20 protein-coding genes and 1 tRNA gene are annotated in these 14979 nt (G+C 70.0%); 20 read left to right on the forward strand and 1 reads right to left on the reverse strand.

What is annotated here, in order from left to right; genetic code table 11:
- Positions 1-87 precede the first annotated feature (87 nt).
- The 20 genes from IF61_RS0112180 to IF61_RS0112280 all read left to right on the forward strand — a co-directional run bounded on the left by IF61_RS0112180 (position 88) and on the right by IF61_RS0112280 (position 14679).
- The gene (locus IF61_RS0112180) at positions 88-405 is read left to right on the forward strand and encodes a hypothetical protein (RefSeq protein ID WP_030366344.1); all 318 of its coding nucleotides are present in this window, start codon (positions 88-90) and stop codon (positions 403-405) included.
- Positions 402-1052 (forward strand): GGDEF domain-containing protein, encoded by a 651-nt coding sequence (locus IF61_RS0112185; RefSeq protein ID WP_030366345.1) that lies wholly within the window; start codon positions 402-404, stop codon positions 1050-1052. The genes IF61_RS0112180 and IF61_RS0112185 overlap by 4 nt, the downstream gene beginning before the upstream one ends.
- Positions 1049-1255, forward strand: a complete 207-nt coding sequence (locus IF61_RS0112190; RefSeq protein WP_157848599.1) for a hypothetical protein — start codon at positions 1049-1051, stop codon at positions 1253-1255. The genes IF61_RS0112185 and IF61_RS0112190 overlap by 4 nt, the downstream gene beginning before the upstream one ends.
- Positions 1248-2543 (forward strand): DUF2637 domain-containing protein, encoded by a 1296-nt coding sequence (locus tag IF61_RS33350; RefSeq protein WP_030366347.1) that lies wholly within the window; start codon positions 1248-1250, stop codon positions 2541-2543. Before IF61_RS0112190 ends, IF61_RS33350 begins: the two co-directional genes overlap by 8 nt.
- Positions 2544-2554: 11 nt before the next feature.
- Complete coding sequence (locus IF61_RS0112200; RefSeq protein WP_030366348.1) at positions 2555-2854, forward strand: hypothetical protein; 300 nt, start codon at positions 2555-2557, stop codon at positions 2852-2854.
- On the forward strand, positions 2848-3507 hold the full coding sequence (locus IF61_RS0112205; RefSeq protein WP_030366349.1) for a DNA polymerase III subunit beta family protein: 660 nt from the start codon (positions 2848-2850) through the stop codon (positions 3505-3507). The genes IF61_RS0112200 and IF61_RS0112205 overlap by 7 nt, the downstream gene beginning before the upstream one ends.
- 425 nt (positions 3508-3932) lie before the next feature.
- A complete protein-coding gene (locus IF61_RS0112215) occupies positions 3933-6116 on the forward strand; it encodes a cell division protein FtsK (RefSeq protein WP_030366351.1) in 2184 nt (727 codons plus the stop codon).
- A 141-nt stretch (positions 6117-6257) separates the two neighbouring features.
- A complete protein-coding gene (locus tag IF61_RS0112220; protein WP_030366352.1) occupies positions 6258-6509 on the forward strand; it encodes a hypothetical protein in 252 nt (83 codons plus the stop codon).
- On the forward strand, positions 6506-6631 hold the full coding sequence (locus tag IF61_RS37445) for a hypothetical protein (protein WP_281178034.1): 126 nt from the start codon (positions 6506-6508) through the stop codon (positions 6629-6631). Before IF61_RS0112220 ends, IF61_RS37445 begins: the two co-directional genes overlap by 4 nt.
- A 13-nt stretch (positions 6632-6644) precedes the next feature.
- Positions 6645-6833: a hypothetical protein gene (locus IF61_RS0112230; protein WP_030366353.1), complete on the forward strand. Its 189-nt coding sequence runs from the start codon at positions 6645-6647 to the stop codon at positions 6831-6833.
- A 10-nt stretch (positions 6834-6843) separates the two neighbouring features.
- Positions 6844-7068 carry a hypothetical protein gene (locus IF61_RS0112235; protein ID WP_030366354.1) on the forward strand — a complete coding sequence of 75 codons (225 nt, stop codon included), beginning with the start codon at positions 6844-6846 and terminating at the stop codon, positions 7066-7068.
- On the forward strand, positions 7065-7304 hold the full coding sequence (locus IF61_RS0112240; RefSeq protein ID WP_030366355.1) for a hypothetical protein: 240 nt from the start codon (positions 7065-7067) through the stop codon (positions 7302-7304). Before IF61_RS0112235 ends, IF61_RS0112240 begins: the two co-directional genes overlap by 4 nt.
- Positions 7305-7340: 36 nt before the next feature.
- Positions 7341-7811: a hypothetical protein gene (locus tag IF61_RS0112245; protein WP_030366356.1), complete on the forward strand. Its 471-nt coding sequence runs from the start codon at positions 7341-7343 to the stop codon at positions 7809-7811.
- A 5-nt stretch (positions 7812-7816) separates the two neighbouring features.
- On the forward strand, positions 7817-8287 hold the full coding sequence (ssb, locus tag IF61_RS0112250; RefSeq protein ID WP_030366357.1) for a single-stranded DNA-binding protein: 471 nt from the start codon (positions 7817-7819) through the stop codon (positions 8285-8287).
- An 89-nt stretch (positions 8288-8376) separates the two neighbouring features.
- On the forward strand, positions 8377-8616 hold the full coding sequence (locus IF61_RS0112255) for a hypothetical protein (RefSeq protein ID WP_030366358.1): 240 nt from the start codon (positions 8377-8379) through the stop codon (positions 8614-8616).
- Positions 8617-8699: 83 nt separating this feature from the next.
- Positions 8700-10115: a DNA cytosine methyltransferase gene (locus tag IF61_RS0112260; protein ID WP_030366359.1), complete on the forward strand. Its 1416-nt coding sequence runs from the start codon at positions 8700-8702 to the stop codon at positions 10113-10115.
- Positions 10116-10200: 85 nt separating this feature from the next.
- Positions 10201-11133 carry a bifunctional DNA primase/polymerase gene (locus IF61_RS0112265; protein ID WP_030366360.1) on the forward strand — a complete coding sequence of 311 codons (933 nt, stop codon included), beginning with the start codon at positions 10201-10203 and terminating at the stop codon, positions 11131-11133.
- Positions 11130-12677: a YfjI family protein gene (locus tag IF61_RS0112270; protein ID WP_043188855.1), complete on the forward strand. Its 1548-nt coding sequence runs from the start codon at positions 11130-11132 to the stop codon at positions 12675-12677. The genes IF61_RS0112265 and IF61_RS0112270 overlap by 4 nt, the downstream gene beginning before the upstream one ends.
- 326 nt (positions 12678-13003) lie before the next feature.
- On the forward strand, positions 13004-13198 hold the full coding sequence (locus IF61_RS0112275; protein ID WP_030366362.1) for a helix-turn-helix transcriptional regulator: 195 nt from the start codon (positions 13004-13006) through the stop codon (positions 13196-13198).
- Positions 13199-13218: 20 nt separating this feature from the next.
- Positions 13219-14679, forward strand: coding sequence for a tyrosine-type recombinase/integrase (locus IF61_RS0112280; RefSeq protein WP_078660161.1), 1461 nt, complete (start codon positions 13219-13221; stop codon positions 14677-14679).
- 143 nt (positions 14680-14822) lie between these two features.
- On the opposite strand, the gene IF61_RS0112285 is transcribed toward IF61_RS0112280, so the two are convergent.
- Positions 14823-14894: transfer RNA gene (locus IF61_RS0112285), tRNA-Arg, on the reverse strand.
- Between the last annotated feature and the right edge of the window lie 85 nt (positions 14895-14979).

Genomic DNA, 14979 nt, shown 5'->3' on the forward strand with positions numbered 1-14979 from the left:
ACTCACTCGCACGTTTCTCCCGCCGGGGTGGCTGCCTCTCGCCAAAGACCCAGCCACCCCGGCTCCCTTCGCAGAGGAGAGATCCGCATGCGTACGTACATCGGCGGCCGCCGCGCCGCCGACCGCTGGAAGTACGACCTGCCGGCGGCGCTCAGCTTTAAGGAGCTGCCCGTCGGCATCGACCACGACCTCTTCCGCGGCCCCCTCGGCCCGGAGACGCCCGAAGACCGGGCCGCTCGCCGGGACGTGGCCCGAGAGGTCCTCGCCGAGCTGCACGAGCGCGCCGAGGCCGGGGACGAGATCGCCGCGCGAGACGCCCAGTACGCGGAGGCGCTCACCCTGACCGTGCCGTGCTGGCGTACCACCCGCGTCGCCTGCATCCACCGGCAGGGAGAAGCGGCATGAGCGAGCTGGTGATCGCGCTCGCCGCCGCGGCGCCGCTCGCGGCCGGATGGTCCCTGCACGGCGTCCTGCTGCGCCGTCGGCTCGCCCGGTACCGGCTGGACCCGCTGACGGGCCTGCCCGTCCGCCAGACCTTCGAGGCCGAGGCCCGGCGGGAGCTTCGCGGGCCCGGACGGGTTGTCGTCCTGCTGGACCTGGACGGCTTCAAGGCCGTCAACGACACCTACGGTCACGCGGCCGGTGACGCCGTCCTCGCCGCCGTCGGACGACGCCTGGGGCAGTGGGCGGCGGACCACGGCGGCACGGCCGGACGGCTGAGCGGGGACGAGTTCGCCGCCACCGTGCGTCTCAACCACCTGCACCGGCTGCCGGCGCATCTCCGCGAGTTGCACGGGAATCTCTGCGCCCCGGTGCCGTTCCGTGAGCAGCAGCTCAAGGTCGGAGCGTCCATTGGCGCCTTCTCCGTGATCGGTCAGCCGCGCCCCGACCTCAGTACCGCGCTGCGGCGGGCGGACGAAGCGATGTACACCGCCAAGCGATACGGCGGAAGCTGGCAGATCGCCCGGGGCCCCATCCCCGAGATGACCACCACGAACGGGCGTCGCACCGGCCGCCCGGGCACCAGCCCGCTCCCCGGGGGTGCGCGATGACCATGCTGCGCCACCGCCTCTTCCGCTACCTGCACCCCCGCCGCTACCGCGCCGGACAACTGGCCGAGCAGCGGCACCAGTTCCTGGACCTCGACCCCCATCTGGTCCGCGACGACTACACCCGACCCGCCCCGCTCACCGCCGCGATCCCCTACCGCAACGCGGATCGGGCCGGCACGCCCCCGGGAGGTCGTGGTGAGTGAGCTGAGCGCATGGCGCGAGCAGCGGCGCCAGGACCGGCTGGCCGATCGTGAGCAGGACCGGATCGACAAGTCGCAGGCTGCCGCCGAACGCCGGGAAGCGCGTCGCCTGGAGCGCGAGCAGGACCGCGAGGACCGGGCCGCCGCCCGGGCGGAGGAGCGTCAGGACAAGGCCACTCGCTCGGAGCGCCGCCGGGCGGCTCGGGCCTGGATCGTCGAGAACGGCGCCCTGATCTGCACCGCCCTGGTGATGAGCTGTGCCATCGTGCCCGCACTGGCTGCACAGGTCGTCGCCCTGACGACCGCTGGGCTCGGAGCGCTGTTCGCCGTACTGCTGGCGTCCATGTTCGAAGGTGCCGCGTGGGCGGCGACGTTCGGCGCGGCCCAAGCCGCCCGCCACGGTCAGCCGACGGCTCGCTACCGAGCCGCCACGTGGGGATGCGCCCTCGTGGCGGGGGCCGTGAACTTCTGGCACGGCAGCCATGACTACGGTCTGTGGCTCGGCGTCGTTCTGGCCGCAGCCTCACTGTTCGCGGTCGGGATGTGGGAGCTGCACCTCCATGGGGCCCACGCCCCCACCGCCGATGAGCGCGAGCGTTCCCGGCACGCACGGCGGCGGCGACGGCACCACTGGAAAGTGTGCCGAACCGCGGACCGGCTGATCACTGCCGCCCCCTACGGTGCGCTGCCCGCCGAGGCGGCATTCATCAGCGCCTGGCAGGTGCGACACGGCACCCGTCCAGGGCTGACCGCGGGCCTGCTGGGTGCACGGCTGGCCGCCGAGGCAGGCATCGGCCAGGTGGTCGAGTCGGCCACGGACAGCCACCCGCAGCGCGTCACGGCCCGCTTGTGGACGAGCACCGACGACGTCCTGCCCGTCCTCGGGGCCATCTCACCGATCGACCTCTCAAAGCATCAGAAAACCTCACGATCGGTCGCAAATCAATCTAGGGGTGACCAGCAGGAATCGATCCCCGACCGGCTTGCAGGATCGGCCGATCCGTCGCCCGATCCTGTGCCTGCCCCGACCCCGATCCGTTCGCTGCGCGCGCCGCGCAGGGCGACCGGCTCCGTACCGCCCTCGGCCCGCACGCTGCGACCGGTCCGCACAGACGACGAACTGCTCGCTGAGGCCCGCGACCTGACCGCCCGCTGGCCGCGGGAGGAAGTCTCGGCCGAAGGGATCCGCAGGGCCCTGCGCGTCGCGCCGGCCAAGGCCCGGTGGCTGCGCGACCGGCTCAAAGCCGATCGCCAAGCCGCGGCCGCACCCGCACCCGCACTGAGGAAGTGAAGGAGACAAGCGTGATCGCCAAGACCATCGGAGAACACGGTGCGGCCATCAAGGCCCTGAACCAGCTTCTCCACCAGTTCCCGCACTTGCCCGCCTCCACGGTCAGGGTCAGCACCCTCATAACCCCGGCCGGGATCGGCCCCGGCATTGAGGTGACGCCGGCCAGCCTGACCGACTTCGAAGTCTGGCGCGAGGCCCTGAACGTCGAGCCGGAAGCGGTGGAGTGGAGTTCTGAACTCCTCAGCGTTCACGCCCGTTTCGCCGGCGCCGACGTGACCGTCCACGCAACCGCCAAGGCGGTGACGTGGTGATCGGCCCCATCGGCGACTTCCCGTACCTGCTGGAGCAGGTCAGCGACCACATGTACCCGGACGATTCGTTCGCGGTCCTCAACGGCATCTACTTCGAGGCCGACCGCCACTACCTGTACGCGGTGGCCACGGACCGCCACACCCTCGCGGCCACCCGCCGCAAGCTGGCGACCGGAGCGGCCACCGGATGGTCGCGGTTCGTCCCCGCTTCGGCACTGAAATCCGTGCGCGCCTTCGTCCGGCTCAACCGCCGCTCCCCGGTGCACGTCGGCACAGCATCGCCCAACGGATTCGCTCTGGCCACAGAGGACCAGAGGCTGGAAGTCCCCGTGTACGAGGGAGAACTCCCCGAAGTCTGGCGCGGTCAGTGGCGCAGCACCCTGGCGCAAGCCATTGCCGCAGGACCGGCACTGCGGCAGGAACTCCAGCTCTCGCCGGTCCTGCTCGCCCGCTGGGGCAAGGCCGGAAGGGCCGAGCGCCACATGCCGCTGACCGTGTGGTCCTCAGGGCCGAACCGGCCGCTGGTCATCGCCTGCGGGGAGGACTTCCTCGGCGCCCAGATGCCCCTCCGCTACCAGGGAAATCCGCGGCTCCGGGTGCTTTCCTCCTGGGTCGAGAGCCTTGAGGCAATCGAGGCGAGGAGGGCTGCGTGATGCCTACGCCTACCAGCGCCCGGAGGGCGCGCCGTCTGATTCCCCTGGTCGCGGCGCTTGTCGGAAGTGCGGTTGCGGCGTACTGGGTGCGGAACCTCCACACCTACAGGGTTCCTCTCACGGAGGCCCTGGTACCTGCCGCGGCCATCTTCGCCTGTGCGTATTCCGCGGCCCGCGAGATCTTGGCAGCCCTGTGCGCCGAGACGCACCGCTGCCGCGTCAGCGGCTGCAACTTCCGCGTCCGGCTCACTCGCCCGGACGCGGTGGAGAGCCGGCGTTGGCAGGAAGCCGCAGCTGCCCATCCCGACCATGAGCGCTACGACCGCGCTTGACCTGCACGGTCTTCGCTCAGTGAGGTCCCGGACGGTCGGCCGTCCAAAGCGCCGTCCGGGCCCCTGACTCCCACTTCAAGGAGCAGTTCCATCGTGACGGAGATAGACGTCTCCGGTCCGCCTGTTGAGGCGCCGGAGGAGAAGACGGCGGAAGTCGTCGACATCATCACCAAGCGCCCCGCCCCGTCCGCACCCGCGCCTGCCGAAGCGCCGGCCGCCTTCGACCCGATTGAGGCGGAGGACGAGCGCGGGGATGAGGAGGAGGGACGGCCGCGGCCGGTGGACCCGCCGGACCTGCCCTCGCCCGGGGTCACCACGTTCAAGCGCAAGCCGATCCTGCCGGGCTGGCTGCTGTCCAAGCGGGACTTTGCCGCCACTGTTCAGCGGGCCTGCGGCAACGCCCTGTACGCGACTGCCTTCCACGGTATCCGCACTCCCTGGTACGCATTGCAGCTGGGCATCCTTGCTCCGCGGGGTGCTGCCCGCATGGTGCGGGAGACGAACCGTTGGGTGTGGGATGCCGAGGCCGCCCCGCTGCGCGCCTACGAGGTGTTCCACGAGAACACCGGCGAGTATCTGAAGCTCACCCGTCAGCGGGACCGCCGGGTACGGCTGCGGGTGCTGGTGACCGCCGTCGGCATCGTCTTCGGTGCCGCGTTCGCTCTGGCCCTGTACGTACTGGCCCCGGCCTGGCTGGCAGTCTTCGCCTCGGCCGCGGTGCTGACATGCGGGTTTCGGGGTGCGCCGGCGGATCAGCCGGTGATCGGGCCTGCGGTGATGAAGAGCGAGTTGCAGAAGCTGACCGGGTCGATCGTGCTGCGTGCGCTGGACAACATCGGTAACCCCAAGCTGTCGGCTGCCATCAAGAAGGGCGGCGACATGAACGGGCTGCACTTCACTTCCGAGATCACGCGGGATGGGCCGGGCTACCGCGCCGACCTGGACCTGCCCTGGGGCGTGACCCCGGAGGACATCATGGAGTCCCGTAGGGCCCTGGCCTCCGGGCTGCGGCGCAAGGTCGGCTGCGTGTGGCCGGCCGCCGACCCCGAAGAGCACGAAGGACGCTTGATCTTGTGGGTGGGCGACAAGCCCATGAACGAGACGAAGAAACCCGCCTGGCCGCTGCTGAAGTCCGGGCAGGTAGACCTGTTCAAGCCGGTCGTCTTCGGCAACGACCAGCGCATGCGTGACGTGGCGGTGACCCTGATGTTCGCCTCCGTCGTGGTCGGCTCCATCCCGCGCATGGGCAAGACGTTCCTGATGCGCCTGCTCCTGCTCATCGCCGCCCTCGACCCGCGCGCCGAGCTGCACGCCTTCGACTTCAAAGGAACCGGAGACTTCGGCGCCCTGGAGCCGGTCTGCCACCGCTACCGCGCAGGCGATGAGGACGAGGACATCCTCTACGTCCTGGAATCCCTACGGGAGCTGCGCCAAGAGCTGCGCCGCCGGGCGAAGGTCATCAAGTCGCTGCCGCGCTCGCGTTGCCCGGAGTCGAAGGTCACTCCGGAGCTGGCGAACGACAAGTCGCTGCGGCTGCACCCGATCGTGGCCGGGTTCGATGAGTGCCAGGTCCCCTTCGAGCACGAGAAGTACGGCGCGGAGATCGAAGAGATCTGCACCGACCTGGGCAAACGCGGCCCCGCCCTCGGCATCGTTGCTCTGTTCGGGACGCAGCGCCCGGATGCCAAGTCCCTGCCGACCGGCATCAGCGCGAATGCGGTCCTGCGGTTCTGCCTGAAGGTCATGGGCCAGCCCGCCAACGACATGGTCCTGGGCACGTCGATGTACAAGGCCGGGTACCGGGCGGCGATGTTCTCCCGCACCGACCGTGGCATCTGCTGGATGGCCGGCGAGGGCGACGACCCGCGCATCGTCGCGAGCGCCTTCGTTGACGCCGTCGGCGCGGAGAAGGTCGTTGCCCGGGCGCGGAAGATGCGCGAGGAGTACGGCAACGTCACCGGGCACGCGATCGGCCAGCAGCCCGCCGGCGGTGAAGCCACCTTCGACCTCCTCGCCGACATCCTTAAAGTCGTCCCCGCCGACGAGGACAAGGTCTGGAACGAGAAGGTCGCCGAGCGCCTCGCCACCCTCCGCCCGGAGATCTACAGCGGCTGGAAGGCCGAAACGGTCGCGAAGAACCTGCGCCCGCACGGGGTCAGCGTCCAGGACGTCTGGGGTACCACCGAGCAGGGCAAGGGCACCACCCGCCGCGGCATCACCCGTGCCGACGTCGCGACGGCCATCACTCAGCGTGACGGAAAGCAGTCTCGGGGCTGACCGCGTACCGGTGCTAGGTCTAGCACTCACCGTTGCTAGGCCTAGCACCCCTGCTAGCGCCCCAAACCGCATCTGATCAGCAGCCTCGCACCTAGCGGCTGACCTGCGCGAACACCCCAAATCCCGCCCGGAAGGCCTTCCATGACCCTCCCTCTCCTTGCTAGCGCCTGCCTCATCGCTGTCACGCTCGGTTATGCGGCGCTGTGTGCGGGATCGCCGTTCGGCAACTGCCGCAAGTGCCGCGGCATGGGCCACAAGCTCAAGCACGACCGCAAAGGCCGCCTCAAGCGTGGCAAGGACTGCCGCCGCTGCGACGGCCACGGCAAGCGCATACGCATCGGCCGCCACCTCTACAACCTCTGGCTCCACACCTACCGCGACGGCACCCGGTGATCCGTCGCCTGCTCTACCTCGCTCTCACCGCCGTCCTGCTCGGTCTCGCCACCGGCACCTGCTCCGGCCAGGACACCGGCCCGGCCACGCCGCCGCCCGCCACCACAACCCAACTCCCCTGAAAGGAGGCCTGCCGTGGCCCTGACAGTGTCCATGGTCTTCCTGTTCGGCCTCGTGCTCTGCTTCCTCCTCCGCTCCAAGTCCCTCGGCTACGGCTCCGCGTTCATCGCCATCATGTTCGGCTTCTACCTCGCCTCGACCGGCGCCGCCGAGCCCGTGAACGACCTCACCACCGCCGTCGTCAACGCCATCGACAACATCTAGGAGGCCGACCGTGCCCGAACCCATCGCACAGCCCGGCCCCGCCACCATCACCCTCATGGCCGCAGGCCACCTCCGCGACGCCCTCAGCGCCCACGCCCGCGGAGACCTGCCCACTGCCATCAGCGCGCTGATGAGCATCGACCCCGAGTCCTGGCAGGCCATCGAACACCGCCTGTCCCTCCTCGGCGGCACCGCCGCCGATCTCCTCCACAGCGTCAGGGAGATCCGCCCGTGAACCCCGAACTCCTCGCCGCCGGCGTGCTCCTCGGCCCCGGCCTGATCCTCGGCCCGCTCTGCCTGCTCGGGCACCGCCGGGCCCGCCACCACGACGACATCGCCGCGGCCGTCCTCGCCAGCTTCACCTCCACGCCGCCCTCGCCGCCGGGCGAGCCGCGACCGCTCCCGGAGCAGCAGCTCGCCCCCGTCATCGACCTTGAGGCACGGCGCCACCACAACCGCAGGGCCGCCTGACTGGCGGCTCGTTCTGAGCCGCGAGAGGAGAGAGCCATGTTCGAGATCCGCATCATCTGTGACCCGGCTGATGTATCCCGCATCAGTGCCGCGCTGAACTTCACATTCGCCACCGAGGCCGTGCGTGAGTACCCCGCCCGTGTCGGCCGGCGTACCCGCTTGTACGCCATCGCGGACCACCATGCAGCCGAAGGGGAGTGGCCCTCGCCCACGGAGGCATACGCCAACGCCCCCGACACCGAGAATGAGCGCGCTTGGGTGGACGAAAACCTGGCCGCCGAGCACGCATGGGACAGCTGCCGCGAGTTCTGGCTGCGGCAGGGCGCGCTGTGGGACCGCATTGCCCTTCGTGAGGAAGCCGATGGACACCACGGTGACGCATGTGTCCTGGCCCGTCAGGCGGGCCGCCGCGTGATGGACATGGACGGTGAGCGCACCACCTGCGACACCCGCGCATACCTCCGCCAGCAGTACGCCCGGTTCCTGAACTCCAGCGAAAGCGAGTGATTCCCGTGTCTGTCGGAGAGACCACCATCACCGTCGTCGGCAACCTGGCCGGTGACCCGGAGATGCGCGTCACGCCCAGCGGCGTGGCCATGGTGCGATTCCGCATCGCCTCCACCCCGCGCAGCTACAACAAGAACGACGGCCAGTGGCAGGACGGCACCACGATGTTCCTGCGTTGCACCGCCTGGCGGGACCTCGCCGAGAACGTCTCCTCCAGCCTCACCAAGGGCACGCGCGTCGTCGTCACCGGCCGCCTGCGGCAGCAGGACTGGGAGACCCCTGAGGGGGAGAAGCGCTCCATGCTCGCCCTGGAAGTCGACGACATCGGCCCGTCGCTGCGCTTCGCCACGGCCAAACCCACCCGCGTCCAGAGCAGGAGCGCCGTGCCGGCGAACGACGCGTGGAACATCGGCGCCCCGGCTCCGACCCCCGCCGTAGCCACGTCCGGCGCAGCGGACAACGAGCCGCCGTTCTAGCTCCGCCCGGGGCGGCCGCCTCTCGCCACCCCTCACCGCGGCCGCCCCGGGTCTCTGCCCCTTCGCCAGAAGAGGAGACCCGGACCACGATGTCCGTCCCCATTTCCCCGCCGCTGAACCCGCGCCGGCTGCGCCTGCTCGACGCCATCCGCTGTCTGCCCGGCGAATGGACGACCCAGCGCGCCTACCGCCTCTACCAGAGCGCCGGGTGCGGCCCCAAGCGCGCCACTGCCCGCAATGACCTCAAGGCCCTGGCACGCTCCGGCTACCTGACCCAGCACGACACCTTCGGCCGGCGCTACTTCACCCTCAAGCCGACCGGCTCCTGACGTGCTCCCGGGGCGGTCGCTTCTCGCCACGGACCGCGGCCGCCCCGGCTCCCTGTCTCTTCGCCAGAACGCACGGAGGCTCTGTGCTGACCCTGACCGATCTGTTCTGCGGCGCCGGCGGCTCGTCCACGGGCGCCATCACGGTTCCCGGTGTCCGGGTGCGGATGGCCGCGAACCACGCCCGGTACGCCGTCGACACGCACCAGGCCAATCACCCCGACGCTGATCACGACTGTGCCGACCTGTCCCAGGTCGAGCCCCGCCGCTACCCGCGCACGGACATCCTGTGGGCCTCTCCGGAGTGCACCAATCACTCCGTCGCCAAAGGCCGCAAGCGCGGTCACGGCGCCCACAGCGACGGCCTGTTCGCCGAGGACGGCACCGACGAAGCGGCCGTCCGCTCACGCGCCACCATGCACGACGTCCCGCGCTTCGCCGAAGTCCACCGCTACCGCGCGATCATCGTGGAGAACGTGGTCGACGCCTACTGGTGGGGCCCCGAACAAGCTCCGGGCGCCGCCTTCCAGGCATGGCTGTCCACCCTCCACGCCTGGGGATACGAGCACCACATCGTGTGGCTGAATTCCATGCACGCCGCCCGGTTCGGGCCGGCCGCACCCCAGTCGCGCGACCGCATGTACGTGTTGCTGTGGCGCAAGGGGGAGCGCCGCCCCGACTTCGACAAGTGGACCCGGCCCGAGGCCGAGTGCCCCACCCACGGACGGGTGCGCGCCATGCAGGCATTCAAGCGCCCGGACCGACGCTGGGGTCGGTACGGAGCCCGCGCCCAGTACGCGTGGCGCTGCCCGCGGACCGAGTGCCGCAACGCCGTCGTGGAACCGGAAGTGCGCCCGGCCGCCGAGGTCATCGACTGGGGGCTCCCCGCAGTTGCGATCGGCGAGCGCAGACGTCCTCTCGCGGCCGACACGATGCGCCGCATACGTGCGGGATTCACCGCCTTCGCCGAACCGCTCGCCGTTCCCGTGGAAGGCAGGGACGGCAAGCGCGCCGCGCCCGTCTCGGCGCCCCTGCGGACGGTGACGACACGGAACGAGACAGGAATCGCCCTGCCGCCGTACATGGTCGAACTCAGGGGCGGCGGATCCTCGCACCGCGCCATCACCCAGCCCCTGGCAACCGTGTGCGCCTCGGGCAACCACCACGGAATCGTGACTGCCCCCGACCTGGTCGTCCCCTACTACAGCAACGGCACCGCCCGGCCCGCCAGTCGGCCGCTGCCCACGGTCACCACCGTCGAGCGGCACGGGGCGCTGTACGGGGGCACGGTCTCGTCCCTGGAGGAGTGCCGGTTCCGGATGCTGGAACCGCATGAGTACGCCGCAGCCATGGCCTTCCCCGCCACCTACCGGCTGCTGGCCAGGGACAAGCGCACCCGGGTCCTCATGCTTGGCAACGCCGTCACCCCGCCCGCAGCCCGGGACCTGATCGCCATGGTGAGCGAAGCCATCACCGGGCAGGAACTCCAGCCCTGCGCCTGAACAAGGCCGGAGCGGCCGCCTCTCGCCAAAAGACCGCGGCCGCTCCGTTTCTCCGTCCCTTCGCAGAAACGGGAGAACCACCAGCATGACACCAAACGCCCCCTCGGCGCTGCTGTCCGCCGCAATGGATGCCGCCCGCCGCGGCTGGCCCGTCTTCCCGCTCCGCCCCGGCGACAAACGCCCCGCCGGCCACGCCGAGACCCGCTGCCCCGGCACCGGCCGGTGCGCTGCCGGTCACCGCACGCCCGAACAGCGCGCCACCCGCGACCACGCGGCCATCACCGCTGCCTGGTCCACCACCCCGTACAACGTCGGCATCGCCACCGGCCCCGCCGGCCTGCTCGTCGTCGACCTCGACGTCCCCAAGCACCCGGACGACACCCCGCCCCCGGAATGGGCCGAGCAGGGAGTTGCCGACGGCTTGGACGTCTTCGCCGTCCTGTGTGAACGGGCCGGGCAGGAACTTCCCGGCGAGACCTTCACGGTGCGCACCTGCCGCGGTGGCCTGCACTACTACTTCACCGCACCGGCAGGAAAGACGCTACGCAGTGGAGCAGGGACCCTGGGCTGGAAGGTCGACACCCGCGCATGGGGCGGATACGTCGTCGCCGCCGGCAGTACCGTCGGCGACCGCCCGTACGCGATCGTTCACGACGCTGCTCCCTCCCCCCTCCCTGCGTGGCTCTGTGAGCGGCTCACCCATACGCCCGCACCCGCTCCCATGCCCTTGGCCACCCTCTCCGCCCGCATGCGCAACGCCAACGCCTACGCCCAGGCGGCCGTACGCGGCGAGCTGGAGAAGATCGCGGCTGCCGGTGAGGGCTCTCGCAACCGGACCGTGTACTTCGCCGCCTACGCCCTCGCCCGCCTCATCAAGCTCGGGGACCTGGCCGAGGCGGACGTCGAGGCGGAGCTCATGACCGCGGGACAGGCCAAAGGGCTCCCCGCCGGGGAATGCCGCACCGCGATCCGCTCCGGCCTGACCCGCGGCGGCGTGACGGGGGCGAGCGCAGCATGAGCACCCCGCCCGCCGACAGCGACCTGTGCGCAGGCTCCGCCGCCGACCCGGACTCGGCGCCGGTGTGGGAGGACCCCATCCCGCTCGCCGGACCGCGGATCCTGGCCCCCTTCCCGCTGCCCGCCCTTCCCGAATGGCTGCGCGAGTTCGTCGCCGCCGTCGCCGAGGAGACCCAGACACCGGCAGACCTCGCCGGGTGCGTGGCCCTAGCAGTGCTGGCCACGGCAGCGGGCGGCCGGACCGTCGTCCACATCCGGGGCAACTGGCGCGAGCCGACGAACCTCTACGTGGTCGTCGCCCTGCCGCCGGCCAACCGGAAATCCGCGGTCTTCGGCCTCCTGACGGACCCGCTCTTCGAAGCCGAGAAACAGCTCATGGAAGCGCGGCTGCCCCTCATCATCGAAGCCCAGATCACTGCCCGCCTGGCCAAGGAAGCCGCCGACAAGGCCACAAGCAAGGCCGCAACCGCCAAGGAAGACGAGCGCGACGAGCTGATCGCCAGCGCCGCCGCCCTCGCCCGGACCGCAGAGAGCATCACCGTCCCGGCCGAACCCCAGCTCCTGGCGGACGACACCACCGCCGAGACCGCCACGACACGACTGGCCGAGCAAGGCGGACGGATCAGCGTGATGTCCGCAGAAGGGGAGATCTTCGACATCATGGCGGGCCGCTACTCCAGCGGCGGTTCACCCAACCTCGGAGTCTTCCTCAAAGGGCACGCCGGCGACCGCCTACGGGTCGACCGGCAGACCCGCCGCGAGTACATCGAGCAGCCCGCCGTCACCATGGGCGTGTGCGTCCAGCCACAAGTCCTGGACGCCATCGGCCGCAGCGAAGCCGCCCGCGGCCGAGGCCTGCTCGGGCGCTTCCTCTACTCACTCCCCGAGTCCCTCGTCGGGCGCCGCAAAATCAAGCCCGAGCCGATCAAAGAGGAAACTCAGGACGTCTACCGGCGCAACATCATCGACCTCACCCTCGAACTCGCCGAGTGGACCGACCCCGCCGTCATCCAGCTCACGCCAGAGGCCGACGCCGCCCTGATCGCCTTCCAAGAACGCGTCGAGCCCAAGCTCGCCGCCCGCGGCGGCACGCTCGGGCACATCGCAGACTGGGCGGGCAAGCTTGCCGGCGCCACCGCCCGCATAGCAGCCCTGCTCCACCTCGCCCGGCACCTCAAAGGCGCCCACACCAAACCCGTGGCCGAGGCGACCATGCTGGACGCCATCGCGCTGGCGGACTACTTCACCAGCCACGGCCTGGCCGCCTTCGACGCCATGGGAGCCGACCCGACCACCGACCGGGCCCGCAGTGTCCTGGAGACCGTGCGGGTCCAGGGCTGGAGCGAGGTCAGCAAACGCGACCTCATGGTCAAGCTCTCCCGCTCCGAGTTCCCCACGGCCGCCGACCTGGACCCGGCCCTCGACCTCCTGGAGGAGCACGGCTACATCCGTGCCCGTACCGCCCACCGCTCCGGCGGCCGCGGCCGGCCGCCCTCCCCGCGCTACCTCATCCACCCCCGTCTGACCCGACAGGCCGCCCCCTGAACCCCGCCACACAAACCACAGAATCACAGAAATAGCCCGATCAAGCCCCTGGCCTGCATAAACAGCGCTCACGGCAGCTGCCGGGGGGCCGTCACAGAAATCGGCGAAACGTCCACAGAAATACGGCTCACCCACTCGCGCGCCGCGCGGCACCCGCCGCCGACGGCCTGCCGCACCTATTTCTGTGGAACCTGGCGTGATTTCTGTGGCGGCCCTCTCCCTGCGTGTCACTGCTGGTCAGACACAGCACGGAGGGTTTCTGTGTATTGCGTGGTTTCTGTGGCGGGCCCCCGTACTTCTCTTGCTCTCTCGCCCAAGGAGGAGTCGTGCCCAAGCCCCGCGACGAACTGCTGACCATCCCCCAAGTGCTGGACGAACTGCCCGGCGTGTCCAGGTCCACCTTCTACCGCTGGCGGCAGCTGAGGAAGGGGCCCAAGTCGATCAAGCTCCCGAACGGCTCGGTGCGAATACGGCGTTCCGAGCTGGACCGCTGGCTCGCAGCGAGGGAGGACGCTGCGTGATCGACCGAAACAGAAAGAGCCTGCAGCGCCCCGCGAGCAGCACGGGACCGGCGGATGCTGGTGGGCCCATTCTCTCCACGGACGTCCGTCTTTGGAGTGTGAGCAAGGTCAACAGTAAGAAGGCGCCCTATCAGCTGCGTTGGACCGTTGCGGGGGAGGTCAAGACCGCCAGCTTTGCCACGACCACGCTCGCCGACAGTCGCCGTTCGGAGCTGTGGCAGGCGATGCGGCGGGGCGAGGCGTTCGACGTCGACAGCGGCCTGCCCGAGTCCGAGTTGCGGGCCGCGGCCGAGAAGGCGAATGCCCGACCGGATCCGAGCTGGTGGGACTTCTCGCGTGAGTACATGGCGGTCCGGTGGCGGACCGCGGCCGCGAAGACGCGGGAAGGGCTGGCGGACAGTCTTGCCACGGTGGCGCTGGCAATGATGGAGGAGGGCGCCGGAGCTCCGGAGCTGAAGCAGGTGCGTTTGGCGATGCGCTGGGCCGTCGTTCCTGCGCACAGGGATGAGGAGGCCCCTCAGGAACTGCGCGCTGCCTGTGCGTGGCTTTCCAAGCGCTCCCTCTCGCTCTCCTCCCTGCTGGAATCAAGAGTGGTCAGGGATGTCCATTACCGGCTTTCGTTCAAGCTGGACGACACCCCGGTGGCGTCGGAGACGTACAAGCGCCGGCGCCGCGGGTTCAACACCGCCATGGAATACGCGATACAGGAGGGATACCTGGACGCGAACCCTCTGGCGGGCGTGAGGCGTAATGGATCTTCAAGCAGTGGCGTAGTCGATCCGCGAGTTCTGGTGAATGAGGTGCAGGGGCGGCAGCTGCTCACGGCCGTTTCGTACGTCGGATCCGTTCACCGGAACCGTGGCCGCCGGCTCGTGCCGTTCTTCGGCTGCATGCTCTACGCGGCCACGCGGCCGGCCGAGGCGGTGGGTCTGAAGGAGTCGCAGTGCTATCTCCCCGAAACCGGCTGGGGGAGGATCACTCTGAAGGAGACGCGGCCCGTCGCGGGGAAGAAGTGGACGGACTCGGGTGAGCGCCACGACAAGCGGGGGCTGAAGTCCCGGGACGTCGAGAGGGATCGCCCGGTGCCCATACCGCCGGTCCTCGTGCGGCTTCTCCGGGAGCACATCGCGGAGTTCGGCACCGCCGCCGACGGCCGGCTCTTCGCGAACGAGCGAGGGGGACTCCTGGGGAGTTCCAGCTACTGGCGCGTCTGGCAGGAGGCCCGGGAGCTCGCTCTGCCGCCGGAGAAGGTGGGCTCGCCGCTCGCCCGGCGTCCGTACGACCTCCGGTCGACCTGCATCACCAACTGGCTGCGCTCCGGGCTGCCGGTCGCCGAGGTGGCCCGGCGGGCCGGCAACTCCCCGGAGGTGATCCACCGGAACTACGCCGGCTGCATAGACGACAGCGAGGAGGCCAACAACCGGAAGATCGAGGAGACCATGGGGTGGGCCTCGGACTCCGAGGCGGGCAACAGTCCGTGACCGTCGCCTGAAATCTCACTCGCCACTCACTCGCGACCAGCGGCGGACAACGACAAAGCCCCGGACTCAGCGGGACTGAGTTCGGGGCTTCATACTCGGCACTTTTGCAGGTCACCGGTCAAGTTTGACCGCTCACTGCGAAGTGCCCCCGGCAGGATTCGAACCTGCGCACACGGCTCCGGAGGCCGTTGCTCTATCCCCTGAGCTACGGGGGCGTGTCGTCCGCGTCGCGCGGTGACGGGTAGAACATTACCAGCTTCGGATGGGTGATCCGCAACGTCGTTCGGCGGGGTCCGGGGG

It is taken from the genome of Streptomyces roseoverticillatus (assembly GCF_000719265.1).
Taxonomy (GTDB): domain Bacteria; phylum Actinomycetota; class Actinomycetes; order Streptomycetales; family Streptomycetaceae; genus Streptomyces; species Streptomyces roseoverticillatus.

Excerpts from the sequence above, each read along its gene's own strand:
- IF61_RS0112180 (WP_030366344.1), top strand. The coding sequence starts at position 88 with ATGCGTACGTACATCGGCGGCCGCCGCGCCGCCGACCGCTGGAAGTAC.
- IF61_RS0112185 (WP_030366345.1), top strand. The coding sequence starts at position 402 with ATGAGCGAGCTGGTGATCGCGCTCGCCGCCGCGGCGCCGCTCGCGGCC.
- IF61_RS0112190 (WP_157848599.1), top strand. The coding sequence starts at position 1,049 with ATGACCATGCTGCGCCACCGCCTCTTCCGCTACCTGCACCCCCGCCGC.
- IF61_RS0112220 (WP_030366352.1), top strand. The coding sequence starts at position 6,258 with ATGACCCTCCCTCTCCTTGCTAGCGCCTGCCTCATCGCTGTCACGCTC.
- IF61_RS0112245 (WP_030366356.1), top strand. The coding sequence starts at position 7,341 with ATGTTCGAGATCCGCATCATCTGTGACCCGGCTGATGTATCCCGCATC.
- IF61_RS0112255 (WP_030366358.1), top strand. The coding sequence starts at position 8,377 with ATGTCCGTCCCCATTTCCCCGCCGCTGAACCCGCGCCGGCTGCGCCTG.
- IF61_RS0112265 (WP_030366360.1), top strand. The coding sequence starts at position 10,201 with ATGACACCAAACGCCCCCTCGGCGCTGCTGTCCGCCGCAATGGATGCC.
- IF61_RS0112270 (WP_043188855.1), top strand. The coding sequence starts at position 11,130 with ATGAGCACCCCGCCCGCCGACAGCGACCTGTGCGCAGGCTCCGCCGCC.